This window comes from Metabacillus indicus LMG 22858 (assembly GCF_000708755.2).
Lineage (GTDB): Bacteria > Bacillota > Bacilli > Bacillales > Bacillaceae > Bacillus_P > Bacillus_P indicus.
In genome coordinates this window covers 400,167-418,031 of sequence record NZ_JGVU02000002.1, presented here as the reverse complement: position 1 = coordinate 418,031, position 17,865 = coordinate 400,167, and the positions used below count along the sequence as shown (strand labels likewise).

Here is a 17,865-nt window from a genome sequence, read left to right as displayed (position 1 = left end):
AAACAGGAACACCCCTTTTAAACGAGCTTTATAGGATATCTAAGCTTAGTGCAAGAGCTGCCAATACTTGAATTAGTAATTGAATTGTAATAACTAGATCCAGATCTAATGCTCCTACGTTAACGTTATGAGAATCTTTGATAAGAATTTCTTGCTCATTTACTTGATCAATACTTGTGAATTGGAATAATTCTTCACTGAAGCGGTCAGCCTGTTCAATATCATCAGCAAACGAAAGTCTGATAATGAGAACAATTGCAGCTTGAATAGCAGCCTGAAGCGCAAGTGCAGCCTGAACATCAATTGTCAGTACATTTACATCTGTAGAATCAACAATACTGATTTTCTCAGTTGAACGCTGACCTGCTTGAACAGATTGTCTTGCTCTTTGAGATACTCCATTCGCATTTCCAATGCCGCTGCCGCCCATATCTATTTCGCCTGCAACTTCTTCAGTACCTGCGCAGTCAGAAAAAATGACTCTGTTTCTTCCCATGTTATTTCCCCCCTTTCTCAGTTTTTGATTTTAAATTGCTTAGAAAATCCTCAACTTGGCTATTCAGTTCAGTGACCATGTCTCTGAGAGGTTTTTTCTTATCCTCCGGAATAGCTTTCAGCTTTGTTTCTAATCCATACTTATCGAGAAGCATTTTGACAAATAAATCAGTTGTTTTGCGGTTGATCATGACCATCTCTCCTTCCTGTTTACTCCATCATATTCACGACAAATTTTTACGTATGGGGATATAACCTCCTGCAAAAACACATTTTTCGACTTTTCTGCAAATAGAACTTCCAATTTTTTTTAAAAAAATGAGCAATTGCCATGATAAATTGACCCAATCTAATTTTTTTGTCGAACATAATCTATTAATAAGATTCAGGAACAAAGAGAATCTGCCTTTCACTTCACTCTCGAAAATACAGGTGATTTCACCTGTATTTTCTCATTACTTCACTTATAAAGGAGGATATAAGATGGGGAAAAAGAAAAATCCGCAATTGAAAGACTTGGTTAAAAAAGCCGGGTTTCAGTTAGAGTCAAATCTCAATCATGCTATTAAGGAAAAACTTAATGACAAAGATTTTAGTCGATTGGTATTCAACACCCAGAAAAAAACAGAACTGCAGAAACTATTAGGCAATTTCTCTTCGGCGCATAACCTTCCAAGCAAAGATGATGTAGCAAATACAGCTAAATTGGTGATTAAAACGGAAGAAAAGATTGATTCTATCGAGGAAAAACTTCTGGAGATTGATGCAAAGCTTAATGAGATGAAAAGTCTTGTGCAACAAAACAAGAAAAAATAAGAAAGGAGCTCTGCTGAATTGACACAGATCAGCCCAACAGGCTTAAGTAGAAATCCTGTATGGCAGTTAAATAAAACAACGCTGTGGTATTACCCAACGCATTCAAGAAAATTTAACACACCTCTGTTCCTTATATATTCTCCTGTAAATAAACCGGATATTTTAGATCTCATTCCCGGCAAAAGCGTCATTGGGTCGTTTGTGAATGCGGGATTTGATGTATATCTACTTGAATTCGGAGAGCCCGGCTATGAGGATAAAGATGACTCATTAGAGGATTATGTCGCAAAATACGTTCAAAAAGCGGCAAACAGAACTCTATTGCATTCAAAAGCTGAGAACTTAACAGTCATCGGCTATTGTTTGGGAGGAACACTTGCGGCCATATATGCTTCCATTGCGGAGGAAAAGATAAAAAATCTCATTTTATATGCTGCACCCATAGATTTTGAAGAAACAAATGTTTATAGCAAATGGTTATCTGAACTAAGAACAGCGGATGAAACTGATATTAATCAGATGACCGAATGGAGCAGATTAATTTCTGCTTCAGAGGTCAAAGCAGGAATGCGGCTGCTGACTTCTCCAGTATATTTTTCACCATACCTGGCTCTTTTAGGAAGAACAGATGATCCAGCTTATATACAAAAATGGATTCGCTTCAACAAATGGGCAAACTCATACTTGCCTATGCCAGGTGCTTTTATCAGAGACTTAGTCTTAGAATTAGCAAAGAAGAACAGTCTGATTAAAGGTAAACTCTCCATCATGAACAGGAAGGTTAAACTTAAAAACATCTCCTGCAATCTTCTTGTTATTTGCGGAGAAGATGATCAGCTCGTTTCGGAAAATCAGAGCAGACCCATTATTGAACATGCTTCAAGTAAAGACAAGACTTTTTTATTGAGTAAGAAGGGGCATACAGGAGTCACCATTTCAGAGGGCCAGTTGCCTGAATTCCTTGATAAATGGCTGCCCCCTAGGTCAAGATGATAAGGGAGCTGACTATGATGGTAAACCAGACGCCTAATACAGATCCAGTGATTGAATACTGCGGATTCTCAGTGATTATTTATGCTGGTTTCTTTTTCGAACTTCTTTTTGAGAGAAATAATCGATAGCAGACGTGCCGTTTTTTCTGGGATAGGTATAAAAGTTTGCCCTGCACAGATAACTGTGCAGGGCATGATTGTCTTTTCACTTTTACATAATACGCTTAAACATCTTTTCCATCTCATACGTTGAGTAATGAATAATAATCGGCCTGCCGTGAGGACATGTAAAGGGATCGGCTGTTTTTCTGAGCGTTTCAAGCAGCGCGAAGATTTCATCGTGGCGCAGGTGATGATTTGCTTTAATTGCTGCTTTGCAGCTCATCATAATGGCTGCTTCTTCTCTGATTTTTTTAATATCCGCCTGCCTGTGATCGAGCACTTCCTGAATGATTTCTTCAATAATGCTTCCCTCTTCGCCTTTTGGAAACCACTGAGGGTGGGACCTGACAATAAAGCTGTTCCCGCCGAAAGGCTCAAGGAAGATCCCCACTTGGGCAAGCTCAGGCATCTTCTCAGCCAGAATGACTGCTTCATCTGCTGAATAGTGCAGCGTGATAGGAACTAACAGTTCCTGAACTTCTGAAGCTACCTGTCCAACTTTTTCTTTGAAATATTCATAGTTAATTCGTTCCTGTGCGGCATGCTGATCAATAATATAGAGTCCATTATCGTTTTGAGCGAGAATGTAGGTGCCGTGCATTTGACCGATTGGATAAAGAACCGGCACGCGGGTTTCTTCCCCGGATTGATCGATGAGCTGTTCTGAACGCACTTCCTCAACTGCCGGCTGCTCTATATCCCTTTCAGGTTCATGATCAGCAGCATAGTCTTCCTCCGCTTCTACCACAAAAGGGGCAGCAGGCTTCTCTTCCCGTACCGGATTTGAGGCCTGTACGGAAAATGATTCTGTTCGGACCGGCTGATCGGAGCCGATGCCTGTCTTCTTTTCAGCATGACTGAACATAAAGGACTGCTGCTCTTCAGCCGCTTTTTCTTTTCGTTTCGGCAGGGCAGCATCAGGTATCAGCTGTTTCTTTGAAAAAGACTCTTTTATTCCATTTATAATAAGCTCATTCAGTTCCGCTTCCTTGCTCAGGCGCACTTCCATTTTAGCGGGGTGCACATTGACATCCACAAGAATCGGATCCATGCTGATCTCCAGGAAAACAACGGGAAACCTGCCGATTGGAAGCAGCGTGTGGTATCCCTGCTGAATCGCTTTTGCAAGCGGGTAGTTCTTGATGAACCTTCCGTTTACGATAGTAGAAATATAGTTCCTCGAGGCCCTTGTGATTTCAGGCAGGGATATAAAGCCTGTCACTTCAAAATCAAGGGACTGAAGGTGGATTGGGATCATTTTTTTAGCAATCGGAAGGCCGTATATGCCGGCAATGACCTGACGCACGTCCCCGTTGCCGCTCGTATGAAGCAGCTGTTTTCCGTTATGAGTCAGCTTGAATGATACATTTGGATTGGACAGAGCCAGACGGTTCACAACATCTGTTATATTCCCGAGCTCTGTATGAACTGTTTTTACATATTTCAGCCGTGCAGGTGTATTGAAAAACAGATTAGAGACAGTGAGGTCGCTGCCTTTCCTGCTTGAGGCTGCTTCGTGAACTTCCACTTTTCCGCCTTTGAGAACCATTCGTGTTCCTGCTCCGTCGCCTGTGCTTGTTTTGAGCTCAATATGCGATACGGAAGCGATACTCGGCAGGGCTTCTCCCCGGAAACCAAGTGTTCTGATTCGAAACAGGTCATTCTCATCTTTTATTTTGCTTGTCGCATGTCTGTGAAAAGCATTAAGACAATCTTCAGGCTGAATGCCTTCCCCATTGTCGATAATGCGGATTTTTGCAAGGCCGGCTTCTTCCACGTGAATTTCAATCACGGTGCTTCCGGCATCTATGCTGTTTTCTGCCAGTTCTTTCACGACAGAAGCCGGACGCTCTACTACTTCACCGGCAGCGATTTTATTTGATAGTGAATCGTCTAGGCGGACTATTTTCCCCATCCTATTCACCTTCCAGCTATTTTAATTTTTTCTGCAGCTGATACAGTTCATTCATTGCATCAAGCGGCGTCATTTCAAGCAGATTGATGGCCCGGATTTGCTCAATCACAAGAAGATCTTTTTTTGGAGCCTGCCTGCCGCCTTCTTTTCTGGCTGGCTGCTCAGTGAAGAAAGAGAGCTGGGCATCATCCGTTTTTTCAAAGGTTTCCCTTTTTTCCTGTACGGCAGCAGGAACTTTGCTCGTTTGTTCTCCTTCCAGTCCTTCAAGAATTTCTTTTGCCCTTTTGATCAGGTTCTGGGGGAGTTCTGCCAGTTCTGCCACATGAATTCCGTAGCTTTTATCTGCAGGACCTTCTTTAATCTTATGAAGAAACACAACTTTCCCATTCTCTTCAACCGCTGATACATGAACGTTTTGAAGCATAGGCAGTTCATCTGCAAGACTTGTAAGCTCATGATAGTGCGTGGAAAAGAGTGTTTTTGCTCCTATATGGTGATGAATATGCTCGATAATTGCCTGGGCCAATGCCATGCCGTCATATGTGGATGTTCCCCTGCCGATCTCATCGAACAGAATCAGGCTTTTGCCTGTCGCATGAACAATCGCATTTTTGGCTTCAAGCATTTCGACCATAAATGTACTTTGTCCTGATATTAAATCATCGGCAGCCCCAATTCTTGTGAAGATCTGGTCAAAGACCGGAAGCACCGCCTCTGAAGCCGGAACAAAGCAGCCGATTTGAGCAAGAATACTCGTCAGAGCCACCTGTCTCATGTATGTGCTTTTACCGGACATATTCGGACCCGTAATTAAAAGCATGCCGCGATCGTTCGAGAAATAGCAGTCATTTGGGACATACTCCTGCGAATTCATCACTTTCTCAACAACCGGGTGTCTTCCGTCTTTGATGAACAGTTCGCCATCTGAGAACACAGGCTTTGTATAATGGCGCTTTTCACTGATGACAGCAAAACACTGCAGGACGTCCAGTTCGCTGATGCACTTGGCAAGAGACTGGAGGTTAGGAATAAAGTGTTTGACCTGTTCTCTCAGTTCAGTAAACAGCTGGTATTCGATATCGACCATTTTTTCTTCTGCTTCAAGAATGAGTGTTTCCTTTTCCTTGAGTTCGGGAGTAATATACCGTTCAGCATTCGTAAGTGTCTGTTTGCGTGTATATCTTCCCTCTTCAAGTAAATGAGCATTAGCCCGGGTTACCTCAATGTAGTATCCGAACACTCGATTGTATCCGATTTTCAGTGATTTGATGCCTGTGCGGACTCTCTCCTGCTTTTCAAGCTCCGCTATCCATGACTTCCCGTTTCTGCTTGCATCCCTGAATTGATCGAGCTGTTCATGAAACCCGTCCTTCATAATGTTTCCGTCTTTTATCGAAAGAGGCGGGTTTTCAACAAGTGCCGCGTCAAGCAATTCACACAGCTCTGTGCAAGGATCAATCTTGTGCTCTATTTCACGAAACGCTTCGTGATGAATTCCAGAAAGTACTTCTTTAATGGCAGGAACCTGCTGAAGTGATTTCTTCAGCTGAATTAAATCCCTTGCATTGACGCTGCCGAAAGCGACTCTGCCTGCAAGACGTTCAAGATCGTACACTTCTTTCAGTTTCTCTCTGAGATCCTCGCGTTCAAAATAGTGATTCAGCAGCGATTGAACCGTATCGAGTCGGCTTTCTATTTCCGTTTTAGACAGCAGCGGTCTGTCAATCCATTGTTTCAGCATCCGTCCGCCCATTGCCGTTTTCGTCTCATCAAGCAGCCATAGGAGCGATCCTTTTTTGCCTTTGGAACGGATTGTTTCTGTCAATTCAAGATTTCTTTTTGAATAGATATCGATCTTCATAAAATCCTGAAGCTTGTACACTTTTACTTTTTGCAGGTGATCGAGGCTTCTTTTCTGCGTTTTCTGCAGATAAGTGCATAGTCTGCCAAATGTCTCTTTCAGCCGGTCATCTGTCAGGTGGTCCATAATGGGGTCAAAAGAATCCCATTTTTCTGCAGATTGAAAAGAAATCGTCACTTTCGATCTCTCTGTCACCTTTTTAAGTGCCTCCTGCGGAAAATCATGATCTGCGACAAGCTCTCTTACATTCAGAGAATACATCTCGCTGATCACTTCATCGAATCCGTTTAAAAGAGTGACCTGATTTTCTCCGGTAGACAGATCCGTAACAGCAAATCCGTAGCAGGATGAGAACTCAGATACAGATGCTATGTAATTGTTTTCTCTTTCCTGAAGGCCTTTGCCGTTCATGACTGTTCCCGGTGTGATCAGCTGCACTACTTCTCTTCGGACAACGCCTTTAGCCTGTTTTGGATCTTCTGTCTGTTCACAAATGGCCACTTTGTAGCCTTTCTCGATTAAAGTTTCAATATAACCTGGTGCAGAGTGATATGGAACGCCGCACATTGGAATTCTGTCGGCACTGCCTCCGTCTCTGCTCGTCAGTGTGATTTCAAGTTCAGCAGATGCTCTCTTTGCATCTTCAAAAAACATTTCATAAAAGTCGCCAAGGCGAAAAAATAAAAAGGCATCCTGATACTCTGCCTTTATCTTTAAATATTGCTGTATCATCGGCGTATATGCTGCCATTGTAATCCCCCATTACCTTGCGTTTCAAAACAACCTTAATTATAGCATACAAACCTGTTTTTTTGGTTTGGGGAATACTAGAAGCTCGAGTTTTTGCCAAAAGAAAAAACCAGGAAGATAATTCTCCCCAGTTTCCTCTTACTCTTCGTCTCCGCCTACAAGAAATTCAGGATTCAGGTCTTCAAACTCATCGTCAAGATCCTCTTCCCAGTCCTCTTCTGATTCAACAAAGCCTTCGTTGTTGATTGCAACAACCACTTTTGTTTCTCCGACAACCTCTGCTAAAAACTCACGCTCAGCTGAAACGACAACTTTGCTGCCGTTAGGAGAAATGTTAACCTCCATGCAGTTAGGCTGCTGCATCACTTTTGCAATCACTTCATGTTCATCGTCAAGAAAGTTGTTATCTTTATATTTCAGCTTAATGACGTCAACATATGAAACTTTTTCTGTGACAACTTCTGTTTTCGTATTGTCTGCATACGAATACCAGACATTGATGTCATAAGTACCTTCTACCTCGACTGTTTTCCCAACCTTTTTCGCATCATATTTATGGTTGATCAGCCAGCCGCCCAGAATGCTTGTCGGCTTTTGCGAAGGAGCAATGCTGTGGGTGGATTGAGTAAACTTTTTGCCTTTCGCAACTACCGCTTTCGTGATTATTTCTCTGTATTCAGCCATTCGTACATACCCTCCTCAATCATCTTCATTTAATCCTATGCTGGGCTAGTATGGTTTGTGCTACTGCTTAAAAGGAATAAATAATAGGTACCGCCAATACATGAATCGGTATACTTCATTCTATGCGTGTACGCCCAGAAATGTGCCTAAAAGTTTAAAAGAAAACCCAATTCAGGCTTAACTGCAGGCATATAGGATAAAATCTTGTTCGTCCTATAAATATGATATAGCTGTTCATTTTAGTAGAGGTTTTCAGCAAAGGCGGGTTTGGCCTTTGCTGGCTGGGGTTGTATGTATGATTATTTGGAACATAGTTTTGTTAGATATTTTTTCGTTTTTTTGATATCCGGCTGTTCCAGATGCTTTTTTGTTGGAATTCAGTTATTAGATAGATAGTATGATTATTTAGAACATGATTTAATTTGATAATTAAACACAAAAAAAGTCCTTTCTGTTTTCACAGAAAGGACTTTTTTTCAGCTGCTGCACGCTGAGCCTGGCGAGTTGTTCACTTTTGAACCTGTTTCCCCGCTCAGAAGGTCTCCGCCTGTCGTGCGGATAATCTCGTCTGTTACATGATTTGATATTGTAACGGCGATGAGCTGGAGCAGATCATTTACTTCAATTTGAGATTCCTTGAACTCCTGAATGATCGGAAGTTCATCGAGCTCTTCCTGAAGTTTGTCAATTTTGTCTTCTACTTGTTTAAGAGCTTCCTGCTTGCTGTAGTGCTGAAAATTGACTGCTTGTTTTTGAAGGCTTTTAATGCTTGCTACTTTTTCGCGGATTTTCTGATTTTCGTTAATTTGAGATTCTGCTTTTTTGAAGAACTCAACTTCTTTTGTATCAGCTACCATTTGCGCCAACTCACGTGCTCTGGCTACGATTTCTTCTTTCGTATACATTGTCATCCCCCTATTTCACCTCTAGTGCTTCTTCTGCCATTTCCCCATCTAAAGACCATGTTTTTGCTTTCGTAATTTTCACTTTCACAATCTCGCCGATTGCTGATTTTGGACCTCTGAAGTTTACAAGCTTGCTTTTTGATGTATACCCGGCAAGCACTTCAGGGTTGTTTTTGCTTTCGCCCTCAACAAGGACTTCCACAACCTGACCTTCATATTCCATCATTTTTTTCGCAGAGATCTCATTGACCAGCTTGTTCAGTTTTTGCAGGCGTGCCTTTTTCACTTCCATCGGAACATTATCCTGCATTTTCGCAGCAGGCGTCCCTTCGCGCGGAGAGTAAATGAACGTGTATGCACTGTCAAATTCCACTTCGCGGTACATAGAGAGCGTTTCTTCAAACTGCTCATCTGTTTCGTTCGGGAATCCGACGATGATATCTGTTGTTAAAGAAGCTGTTGGAATCGCTTCCTTAATTTTTTTGACGAGTGTCATATACTTTTCACGGTCGTATTTGCGCGCCATCAGCTTCAGCACTTCCGAGCTTCCAGACTGTACTGGAAGATGGATATGATCAAGAAGGTTTCCGCCTTTTGCAAGGACCTCAATCAAATGATCATCAAAATCGCGCGGATGGCTTGTTGTAAACCGGACACGGGCTACGTCGATTTTGCGGATTTCATCCATCAAATCGCCAAGTCCGTATTCTATGTCTTCAAAGTCTTTACCGTATGCATTTACGTTTTGTCCAAGCAGGGTAATTTCTTTATAGCCGCTTGCTGCAAGCTGTCTTACTTCATGAATAATTTCTTCCGGGCGTCTGCTTCGTTCTTTTCCGCGGGTGTACGGAACGATGCAGTATGTGCAGAACTTGTCGCAGCCGAACATAATGTTGACCCATGCTTTAATTTTGCCTTTGCGTTCGCGCGGCAGATTTTCAATAACATCGCCTTCTTTAGACCAGACCTCAATGACCATTTCTTTGGACATATAGGCATCGCTAAGAATATTTGGCAGGCGGTGAATGTTATGTGTGCCAAAGATCATGTCCACATGCTGATGCTTTTTCATAATCCGGTTAACAACCGATTCTTCCTGGGACATGCATCCGCAGACGCCGATTAAGAGACCCGGTTTTTCGCGTTTCAGCGCTTTTAAGTGGCCGATTTCGCCAAACACTTTATTTTCTGCATTTTCACGGATGGCACATGTATTTAAAAGAATCACATCAGCATCTTCTGCTTCGGCTGTTGCAACATATCCAAGTGCAGTAAAAATCCCGGCCATTACTTCCGTATCGTGCTCGTTCATTTGACAGCCGTACGTTCTGATCAGGAATTTCTTCCCGTTGCCGAGGCCTCTGAATTCTTCTGAGATTTTAAAGTCATTTTGATATTTCACTTCTTCTTTACCGCGTTTTTTAGCATCCTTTAAAGAAGGAGGCATGTACACGGCCTGGAAATACTTGCTGTAATCCTTCTCGGATTTTTTGTCCGAAGGCGTTACCTGTGAGCTTTCCAGACGCTGCTTTTCGTTCATGTAAAACAGTCTCCTTTCAGGCCTTTCAAACCGCCTCACTTATGTGAGAGTATACCAATTTTATAGTATATATGTTCTTAAAGAACAAAACAATAAAATATTCAGAAAGGACATACATCTATAGTAAATGATTGAGAAAAAAAAGAAAAGCAGGGCTTCCGGCTGCGGCAAAAAAAGAGAGGCAGCGAGCCTCTCTTTTCGATTATTTCAGGATGTTCAGCTCTTTTGCAGCTTTTTCAAAAATGTCCAGTGCCTGCTGAAGCTCTTCAGTTGAGTGTTCGGCCGTAACAATTGTTCTTACGCGGGCCTGCCCTTTTGCTACTGTAGGGAACGCGATTCCCTGAGCAAAGACGCCGTATTCTCTCAGTTTATCAGAGAATTGATGAGACAGCGCCTCATCACCTACAATGACAGGCGTAACCGGAGTTTCGCTTTTCCCGGTGTCAAAGCCAAGATCTTCAAGACCCTTTTTGAAGAACTTCGCATTCTCCCAAAGCTTATCAATCAATTCAGGTTCTTCAAGCAATACATTGATCGCTTCCATACACGCTGCCGTGACAGCAGGAGGATGAGATGTGCTGAATAAGAACGGACGTCCTTTTTGAATAAGATAGTCAATCAGCGTTCGTGTACTCGCAACGTATCCGCCAAGCACACCTACCGCTTTGCTCAATGTTCCCACCTGAATATGTACACGTCCGTCAAGACCAAAATGATTAACCGTCCCGCGGCCGTTTTTCCCAAGCACACCTGAAGCATGCGCATCGTCAACCATAACGAGGGCGTCATATTTTTCAGCAAGCTCGACAATCATGGGAAGTGGCGCGATATTGCCGTCCATTGAAAATACACCGTCTGTCACAATAATGCGGACACGGAAGTCTGCTGATTCTTTCAGTGCGCGTTCAAGGTCAGCCATATCCACGTGATGATACACTTTGCGGGCTGCTTTTGTCAGTCTGATGCCATCAATGATGGATGCATGGTTTAAAGCATCAGAAATGACCACATCTTCTTTTGTCAGAATAGAAGACAGCACGCCCTGGTTTGTTGTAAAACCGGACTGAAAGACAAGTGCTGCTTCCGTATGCTTAAACTCGGCAAGCTTTTGCTCAAGCTCTTCATGCATGGAGAATGTTCCGGCGATCGTCCTGACTGAACCCGTACCGGCCCCGTACTTCCGTGCTGCTTCTATGGATGCTTTTACAAGTCTTGGATGTGTGGTGAGCCCAAGATAGTTGTTTGAAGAAAGCTGAATTAATTCTTTTCCTCCGATCACGACTTTTGACTTTTGATCGGATTCCAGCGGAATCAATTTACGGAACGTCCCGTTTTGTTTCATTTCATCAAGTTCTGCCTGTAAGTATTCAAACCCTTTCATCATAGCCCCTCCAGTTCATGTTTAAGGATGTAATACGACTTTACCACATTTTCCTTCGATCATTAAATTGAAGCCTTTTTCAAAGTCTTCAAGCGGGAAGTGATGGGTGATCAGCGGCGTGACATCAACCTGCCCTGATTTCAAAAGGCGCGAAACCTGCTGCCATGTTTCATACATTTTTCTGCCTGTAATTCCCTGTACGGTTATGCCTTTAAAAACAATATCATTCGTAACATCAATTTCTACAGGCCGAACCGGGAGACTCAAAATGGACACTCGGCCTCCGTTTGTCACCATCTTGAACCCCTGATTCATCGCAGCCGGGTGGCCGGACATTTCGCACACGACATCGACGCCGTTTCCATCCGTAAGTTCGCTGATTCTTTCAAGCGGATCTTCATTTTTAGAATTGATGACGGCTGTTGCTCCCATTTCTTTTGCAAGGTTCAGTCTGTAGTCATTTAAATCGAGCGCAATGACCTGCGATGCCCCGGCAGCTTTTGCAACGCCGGCAGCCATAATGCCGATTGGACCGCAGCCAATAACAGCCACGCTTTTTCCTGCTACATCACCAGCAAGAACAGTATGCACCGCATTGCCCATAGGCTCCTGTATAGACGCTGTATCAAACGGCATTCCCTTCGGATTTTTCCAGAGGTTGACAGCCGGAAGCGCCACGTATTCTGCAAAACAGCCATCTGTGTCGACACCGATAATCTTCGTATTTTTACAAATATGATAGTTTCCTGTCAGACATTGCGGACATTCGTAGCATACAAGGTGAGTTTCAGCAGAAACAAAATCTCCAACCGCAACGTTTGTAACTTTGCTTCCAACCTGGGCAACCTCTCCGGAAAATTCATGCCCAAAAACATATGGTGGATTCACTCGGCTTTCCGACCAGGCATCCCACGTATAAATATGAACATCTGTCCCGCAGATGGATGTAGCTTTTACTTTAATCAATACTTCGTGATCGTTAATTTGAGGAATATCCACCATTTTAAGCTCGGCTCCAAATCCTCTGTGATGCTTGACAACCGCTTTCATTTTTCCATTCACAATGAACACTCCCTGCTTAAAAAACTGCTTAATACGTTATCATAGTTGAAGTTTATCATCCTTGAACAGCAGTGTAAAGATAGGTGTCCTCTCCAAAAAGACACTTGAACACACCCGGAAAAAATCTCTGAAAAAGTTTCATAAGCGCGATAAATCTGACCAGAATCATTTATTTTTCAACAGAAAAACGCCTATCCGGAGATAGACGTTTTCTGACTTACATAAATTCTGAAAGAAGTTCGTTAAACTTCTCTTCGCTGATTTTAAGGTCTGCATGAGACAGCGGTTCTTCGCTGTAATTGTGAACGAGCTCCTGATAGGATGGCTGATTGGCATTCTGATAAATCAGTCCTGTTACCAGTCCGTTTTTCTCCATCAGCGTCTGCATGGCCTGCATCCGGTTAGAAGGATCATACCCTTCGATATCTGCAAGCTTTGTGAGATTTTCCTTGAACCAGTCATACGTATTGATTTTGTTGTACGTTACGCAAGGGCTAAACACATTGATCAGTGAGAAGCCTTTATGTTTAATTCCCGCTTCAATAATGGCTGTCAAGTCTTTTAAGTCCGTTGAAAAGCTCTGGGCCACAAACGTTGCGCCTGCTGTAAGAGCCATTTCCATAACAGAAAGAGAAGATTCAATGGACCCTTTAGGCGTACTCTTCGTTTTGAATCCGACATCGCTTCGCGGAGATGTCTGGCCTTTTGTCAGGCCGTAAATCTGATTGTCCATAACGATATATGTGACATCAATGTTTCTTCTGATGGCATGAATGGTATGTCCCATGCCGATGGCAAACCCGTCGCCGTCACCGCCGGAGGCGATAACCGTCAAATCTTTGTTCGCCATTTTAACGCCCTGGGCGATCGGGAGGGAACGGCCGTGAATGCCGTGGAACCCATAGGCATTGATATATCCTGAAATACGTCCGGAACATCCGATGCCTGATACAACGGCAAGCTGATCCGGCTCAAGGCCTGCATTTGCGGCGGCGCGCTGAATGGCAGCCTGCACGGAGAAGTCTCCGCATCCCGGACACCAGTTTGGTTTTACATTATTCCGAAATTCTTTAAATGTCGCCATTTAGAACAACTCCTTGCATTTTGAATGAACTTCATGCGGCAAGAGCGGATTTCCATCGTATTTTAAAATCGAGGAAATTTTCTCTGCATGGCCGACATTCATTTTGATCAGGCTGGCAAGCTGGCCAGTCGCGTTGTTTTCGACTACTACGACTTTTTTTGCTGCCTTTACAAGCGGAAGCATTTCATCTGCCGGGAATGGATGAAGAAGGCGGACATGTGCGTGATTTGCTTTCACGCCGTCCTTTTCAAGGCGGACCATTGCCTCTTCAATCGTTCCTCTTGTTGAGTTAAAGCCGACAAATAAAACATCCGGTTCAGGGTGAATCAGATTCTGATGAACAGGCGTATCAAACCTCATGGCTGAAAGCTTTCTTAGACGTTTGTCCATCTGGGCTTTACGGTTTGTTGCCACTTCTGAAGGCTTTCCTGTCTCGTCATGCTCAACACCTGTCACATGGTGAATGCCGTTCTTCATACCTGGCAGAACACGCGGAGAAACGCCGTCATCTGTCACTTCAAAGCGTTTGAAATAGCCTTTGTTTTCGATTTCCGGAAGTTCTTCCTGAACGAGCTTGCCGCGTCGGATTTGAATTTTATCATAGTCTAATGGTTCAACTGTCTGTTTGCCAAGGGAGAGCTGAAGGTCAGTGAGAAGGATGACCGGACACTGGTATTCCTCTGCAAGGTTGAACGCCTCAATGGTATCGTAGAAAGCTTCCTGAACCGTACTTGGCGCCATCACGATCTTAGGGATCTCCCCGTGTGTTCCGTAAATCATGGCCATCAGATCTGACTGTTCCTGTTTAGTCGGAAGACCTGTACTTGGGCCTCCGCGCTGCGTATCCACGATGACAAGCGGCTGTTCCGTGATTCCGGATAATCCGATTGCCTCCATCATTAATGAAAGGCCGGGCCCTGCTGAAGCAGTCAGTGTCCGCGTTCCGGCGTAGTTTGCGCCGATTGCCATTGTACATGCGGCAATTTCATCCTCAGTCTGAATGACCGTACCGCCAAAATCAGGCAGCTTTTTAATTAAATACTCCATAATTTCAGAAGCCGGAGTAATCGGATAGGCAGCCATAAACCGGGCTCCGCCTGCTACAGCACCAAGTGCGATGGCATCATTTCCAATCATGAACATGCGCTTGTTTCCGTCTGCTTTTTCAAGGAACAGATCATCGCGGTCAAACTGGAGCTCCTGTTTCATGTAGCTTGAGCCTTTTGAAATGGCCTCAAGGTTCTTCTCGACAATCTGCTGGCCTTTTCTTCCGTAGATCTCCTGAACCACATTCTGAAACTGTTCTGTTCCAAGGTCAAGAACTGCACTTGTTGCTCCGATGGCTACCATGTTTTTCATCAGAGACGTTCCAAGCTCTGTTGCGATCTCTGTAAAAGGAACAGAATAAAGTACAGCGCTGCAGTCATCCGGAATAGACGGATTAAATTTTGAATCTGCAATCACAAGCCCGCCTTTGCGAAGCTCATACACGTTCACATCAATCGTTTCCTGATCAAAAGCTACTAATATATCAAGGTCATCGGATATAGCTCGGACTTGGGTTGTGCTTACGCGAATTTTATTGTTCGTGTGGCCGCCCTTAATTCGGGATGAAAAATGGCGGTACCCATACAAATAATATCCCATTCTATTTAAAGCAATTGAAAAGACTTCACCTGTACTTTCAATACCTTCGCCCTGCTGTCCTCCAACTTTCCATGAAAGTTGACTGATCATGTGCCTTACACCCCTTCTTAAGAAACACTCATATATTTTTTGCTCTAATTAGAGCTGATACACTGCGTCAGATTATGTACTAAACGTTACAATTGTAGAACGATAAAGAGAAAAAAACAAGCGTTTCAGGCAAATAAACCTGTTTTCGCCCTGAATTTATTTGATTTTTTCAAATCTTTCATCTATTGTGTCAGAATGGAATGGCATTGATAAAATTGAGGCATAGAAATTTTTCCGCCTGTCTTTCCGAATAGTGCCTGAGAAGCGTGTTTACGAGATAAGGATATTGCTCATACCCTTCAAGTCCCTCTACGGTTTCGTCAATGCCGTCAAAATCCGAACCGAATCCTACCGCATCTTCCCCGACAATACCAAGAATATAATCAAGATGATTCAAGATGTGCTTCATGCCGGCTTGTGCATGGGACGCCGTAAACTGCGGAACAAAGGTAATCCCGATGATTCCCTTTTTATCAGCGACCGCCTTCAGCTGATCTTCTTTTAAATTCCTCGGGTGCGGACAGAGAGCGTAGGAATTGGAATGGCTTGCCACCGGATAGTCTGCCAGTTCAATGACATCCCAGAAACTTCTCTCGGACAAATGGGAAACGTCCGTCCACATGTTATACGCATTCAGTTTTGAAACAGCATGCCTGCCAAAAAAGGTAAGTCCCGCATTCCTTGTTTCGAGCGCACCGTCTGCAAGCAGGTTGGCAAAATTCCAGGTCAGCCCGGCTGCCCTTACACCCAAATGATAAAAAACAGACAGCATTTGAAGATCATGGCCGATCGGCTCCAATCCTTCAAGCGTCAGGATGGCCCCGATTTCATCTTCTTTCAGACAGGCTGCATCCTGCTTCGTTTTGATCAGCCTGATTTTTTCATAGCGTTCAAGAATGCGCTCGTGAAAAATGGCAGCCTGTGCAATCGCGCATTCTTTTTTATTAACTGCCTCTACTGGCACAAAAATAGCGAAGCACTGAATCCTCGCTCCAAATCTGAAGAGCTTTTCAATGGTTACGTGAAGATTCAAATCGTTCCATTCGCTCTTCTCAGGATCTTTCCAAAGCTGGTACAGCAGATCACAATGAGCATCAAAGATACGCACAAGAAATCAACTCTTCTCCGGCAATGCCTTATTTATGAAAAAACAAGCCTGCTTGCGTATCCCGCAAACAGGCTGTACTCTTCTCTATTTAACGAGGCTCAATAATTAATTTTATCGCCGTACGCTCTTCACCATCAATGAGAATATCCGTAAAGGCGGGTATGCAGATCAGGTCTACGCCGCTTGGAGCAACAAATCCCCTGGCAATGGCGACAGCTTTTACGGCCTGATTAAGGGCGCCTGCGCCAATGGCCTGTATCTCGGCTGCTCCTCTTTCCCGCAGAACGCCTGCAAGAGCCCCCGCTACGGAGTTAGGATTGGACTTTGCTGAAACTTTTAATATTTCCATTTCTAGAATCCCCCTTGTTTTCAATAGATCGTGAATGTACATTGGATCGTGTATTACCGGATCTGTTCGGAGGGCTCATCCCCTTTATGAGCCTTCTGAACCTCTTATACAGTCATTCCATTGATACTATATTCACTAGAGGGAACGAGTATTCCTGCTTGTTCATTTATTTTTTCTAAAATTTCAAAATAAATGATCTATTCAAAAAACATGTGATCATTATTTATTAAAATCCGTTCAATCTTTGATGCGTTACCTGTTTTATCATTGATATCGACCACAACTGCACTCAGCTGCGCCTTTCCTTCTGTTACTTCAAACCGGACCGGCAGACTTGTTAAAAAGCGTTTGATGACAGCTTCCCGCTCAACTCCGAGTATGCCGTCATACGGTCCTGTCATGCCGACATCTGTAATAAAAGCAGTCCCGTGATCAAGAATCCGTTCATCTGCCGTCTGAACATGTGTATGGGTTCCGACAACAGCTGATGCCTTTCCGTCCAGATACCAGCCCATTGCCTGCTTTTCACTTGTAGCTTCCGCATGGAAATCCACAAAGATAATAGGTGTGCGTTTTCGCGCTTCCTCAATCAGCTCATCTGCTTTTTTAAACGGACAGTCAATCGGAGCAAGAAAGGTCCGGCCTTGAAGATTAATCACAGCCACTTCTTTGCCGTCCGCTTTAATATAGGTAATGCCTTCTCCTGGTGTCCCTTCAGGAAAATTGGCAGGACGGATCAAATGAGGAACCTCCTCGATGAATTCAAAAATCTCCCGTTTATCCCACGTGTGATTCCCCATCGTAATGACTTGTGCTCCCGCCTGAATCAGCTCATGATAGATTTTCTGCGTGAGCCCTTTTCCATGAGCAGCGTTCTCTCCATTTACGATCGTCAAGGATGGTCTGAACTTCTTTTTAAGCTTTGGCAAGTATTCTTTAATCATGTCCCGGCCCGGTGAGCCGACGACATCTCCGACAAATAATAGTTTCATGCTGTAAAACCTTCTCTCTGCAAATATGTCTT

General features: G+C 43.6%; 16 protein-coding genes. 2 read left to right on the top strand and 14 right to left on the bottom strand.

Features of this window, described 5'->3' with window-relative positions; all coding sequences use genetic code 11:
* Nucleotides 1-28: 28 nt before the first annotated feature.
* Both AZ46_RS05270 and AZ46_RS05265 read right to left on the bottom strand, forming a co-directional pair.
* Nucleotides 29-496, bottom strand: coding sequence for a spore coat protein (locus tag AZ46_RS05270; protein ID WP_152554719.1), 468 nt, complete (start codon nt 494-496; stop codon nt 29-31).
* A 1-nt stretch (nt 497) separates the two neighbouring features.
* Nucleotides 498-686 carry a hypothetical protein gene (locus AZ46_RS05265; RefSeq protein ID WP_029281161.1) on the bottom strand — a complete coding sequence of 63 codons (189 nt, stop codon included), beginning with the start codon at nt 684-686 and terminating at the stop codon, nt 498-500.
* A gap of 292 nt (nt 687-978) precedes the next feature.
* Here AZ46_RS05265 and AZ46_RS05260 point away from each other — a divergent pair, with 292 nt between their 5' ends.
* Nucleotides 979-1,311 carry a hypothetical protein gene (locus AZ46_RS05260; RefSeq protein WP_029281163.1) on the top strand — a complete coding sequence of 111 codons (333 nt, stop codon included), beginning with the start codon at nt 979-981 and terminating at the stop codon, nt 1,309-1,311.
* Between the two features lie 18 nt (nt 1,312-1,329).
* A complete protein-coding gene (locus AZ46_RS05255; RefSeq protein WP_035206531.1) occupies nt 1,330-2,304 on the top strand; it encodes an alpha/beta fold hydrolase in 975 nt (324 codons plus the stop codon).
* A gap of 210 nt (nt 2,305-2,514) precedes the next feature.
* Here the strand turns inward: AZ46_RS05255 and mutL are convergent, their stop codons facing one another.
* The 12 genes from mutL to AZ46_RS05195 form a co-directional block, all read right to left on the bottom strand.
* Entirely contained in the window at nt 2,515-4,380 is a 1,866-nt protein-coding gene (gene mutL, locus AZ46_RS05250; protein ID WP_029281166.1) for a DNA mismatch repair endonuclease MutL, read from the bottom strand.
* Nucleotides 4,381-4,396: 16 nt separating this feature from the next.
* The gene (gene mutS / locus AZ46_RS05245; protein WP_029281168.1) at nt 4,397-6,991 is read right to left on the bottom strand and encodes a DNA mismatch repair protein MutS; all 2,595 of its coding nucleotides are present in this window, start codon (nt 6,989-6,991) and stop codon (nt 4,397-4,399) included.
* Between the two features lie 138 nt (nt 6,992-7,129).
* Nucleotides 7,130-7,675 carry an outer spore coat protein CotE gene (gene cotE, locus AZ46_RS05240; protein WP_029281170.1) on the bottom strand — a complete coding sequence of 182 codons (546 nt, stop codon included), beginning with the start codon at nt 7,673-7,675 and terminating at the stop codon, nt 7,130-7,132.
* A gap of 476 nt (nt 7,676-8,151) precedes the next feature.
* Entirely contained in the window at nt 8,152-8,586 is a 435-nt protein-coding gene (locus tag AZ46_RS05235) for a YlbF/YmcA family competence regulator (protein WP_029281172.1), read from the bottom strand.
* Nucleotides 8,587-8,590: 4 nt separating this feature from the next.
* Complete coding sequence (gene miaB / locus AZ46_RS05230) at nt 8,591-10,120, bottom strand: tRNA (N6-isopentenyl adenosine(37)-C2)-methylthiotransferase MiaB (RefSeq protein WP_029281178.1); 1,530 nt, start codon at nt 10,118-10,120, stop codon at nt 8,591-8,593.
* Between the two features lie 202 nt (nt 10,121-10,322).
* Complete coding sequence (locus AZ46_RS05225; RefSeq protein ID WP_029281180.1) at nt 10,323-11,501, bottom strand: glycine C-acetyltransferase; 1,179 nt, start codon at nt 11,499-11,501, stop codon at nt 10,323-10,325.
* Between the two features lie 21 nt (nt 11,502-11,522).
* Entirely contained in the window at nt 11,523-12,563 is a 1,041-nt protein-coding gene (gene tdh / locus AZ46_RS05220; RefSeq protein WP_029281182.1) for an L-threonine 3-dehydrogenase, read from the bottom strand.
* A 217-nt stretch (nt 12,564-12,780) separates the two neighbouring features.
* Nucleotides 12,781-13,647 carry a 2-oxoacid:ferredoxin oxidoreductase subunit beta gene (locus AZ46_RS05215; RefSeq protein ID WP_029281184.1) on the bottom strand — a complete coding sequence of 289 codons (867 nt, stop codon included), beginning with the start codon at nt 13,645-13,647 and terminating at the stop codon, nt 12,781-12,783.
* The gene (locus tag AZ46_RS05210) at nt 13,648-15,384 is read right to left on the bottom strand and encodes a 2-oxoacid:acceptor oxidoreductase subunit alpha (protein WP_035319118.1); all 1,737 of its coding nucleotides are present in this window, start codon (nt 15,382-15,384) and stop codon (nt 13,648-13,650) included. It lies immediately after the preceding gene.
* 190 nt (nt 15,385-15,574) lie between these two features.
* A complete protein-coding gene (locus AZ46_RS05205) occupies nt 15,575-16,492 on the bottom strand; it encodes a dipeptidase (protein WP_029281186.1) in 918 nt (305 codons plus the stop codon).
* An 88-nt stretch (nt 16,493-16,580) separates the two neighbouring features.
* Nucleotides 16,581-16,841, bottom strand: coding sequence for a stage V sporulation protein SpoVS (spoVS, locus tag AZ46_RS05200; RefSeq protein ID WP_029281188.1), 261 nt, complete (start codon nt 16,839-16,841; stop codon nt 16,581-16,583).
* Nucleotides 16,842-17,038: 197 nt separating this feature from the next.
* The gene (locus AZ46_RS05195; RefSeq protein ID WP_029281190.1) at nt 17,039-17,833 is read right to left on the bottom strand and encodes a TIGR00282 family metallophosphoesterase; all 795 of its coding nucleotides are present in this window, start codon (nt 17,831-17,833) and stop codon (nt 17,039-17,041) included.
* Nucleotides 17,834-17,865 lie beyond the last annotated feature (32 nt).

Excerpts from the sequence above, each read along its gene's own strand:
- AZ46_RS05210 (WP_035319118.1), bottom strand. The coding sequence starts at position 15,384 with ATGATCAGTCAACTTTCATGGAAAGTTGGAGGACAGCAGGGCGAAGGT.
- AZ46_RS05195 (WP_029281190.1), bottom strand. The coding sequence starts at position 17,833 with ATGAAACTATTATTTGTCGGAGATGTCGTCGGCTCACCGGGCCGGGAC.
- mutL (WP_029281166.1), bottom strand. The coding sequence starts at position 4,380 with ATGGGGAAAATAGTCCGCCTAGACGATTCACTATCAAATAAAATCGCT.
- mutS (WP_029281168.1), bottom strand. The coding sequence starts at position 6,991 with ATGGCAGCATATACGCCGATGATACAGCAATATTTAAAGATAAAGGCA.
- AZ46_RS05270 (WP_152554719.1), bottom strand. The coding sequence starts at position 496 with ATGGGAAGAAACAGAGTCATTTTTTCTGACTGCGCAGGTACTGAAGAA.
- AZ46_RS05235 (WP_029281172.1), bottom strand. The coding sequence starts at position 8,586 with ATGACAATGTATACGAAAGAAGAAATCGTAGCCAGAGCACGTGAGTTG.
- spoVS (WP_029281188.1), bottom strand. The coding sequence starts at position 16,841 with ATGGAAATATTAAAAGTTTCAGCAAAGTCCAATCCTAACTCCGTAGCG.
- cotE (WP_029281170.1), bottom strand. The coding sequence starts at position 7,675 with ATGGCTGAATACAGAGAAATAATCACGAAAGCGGTAGTTGCGAAAGGC.
- AZ46_RS05215 (WP_029281184.1), bottom strand. The coding sequence starts at position 13,647 with ATGGCGACATTTAAAGAATTTCGGAATAATGTAAAACCAAACTGGTGT.
- AZ46_RS05225 (WP_029281180.1), bottom strand. The coding sequence starts at position 11,501 with ATGAAAGGGTTTGAATACTTACAGGCAGAACTTGATGAAATGAAACAA.
- miaB (WP_029281178.1), bottom strand. The coding sequence starts at position 10,120 with ATGAACGAAAAGCAGCGTCTGGAAAGCTCACAGGTAACGCCTTCGGAC.
- AZ46_RS05265 (WP_029281161.1), bottom strand. The coding sequence starts at position 686 with ATGATCAACCGCAAAACAACTGATTTATTTGTCAAAATGCTTCTCGAT.
- AZ46_RS05260 (WP_029281163.1), top strand. The coding sequence starts at position 979 with ATGGGGAAAAAGAAAAATCCGCAATTGAAAGACTTGGTTAAAAAAGCC.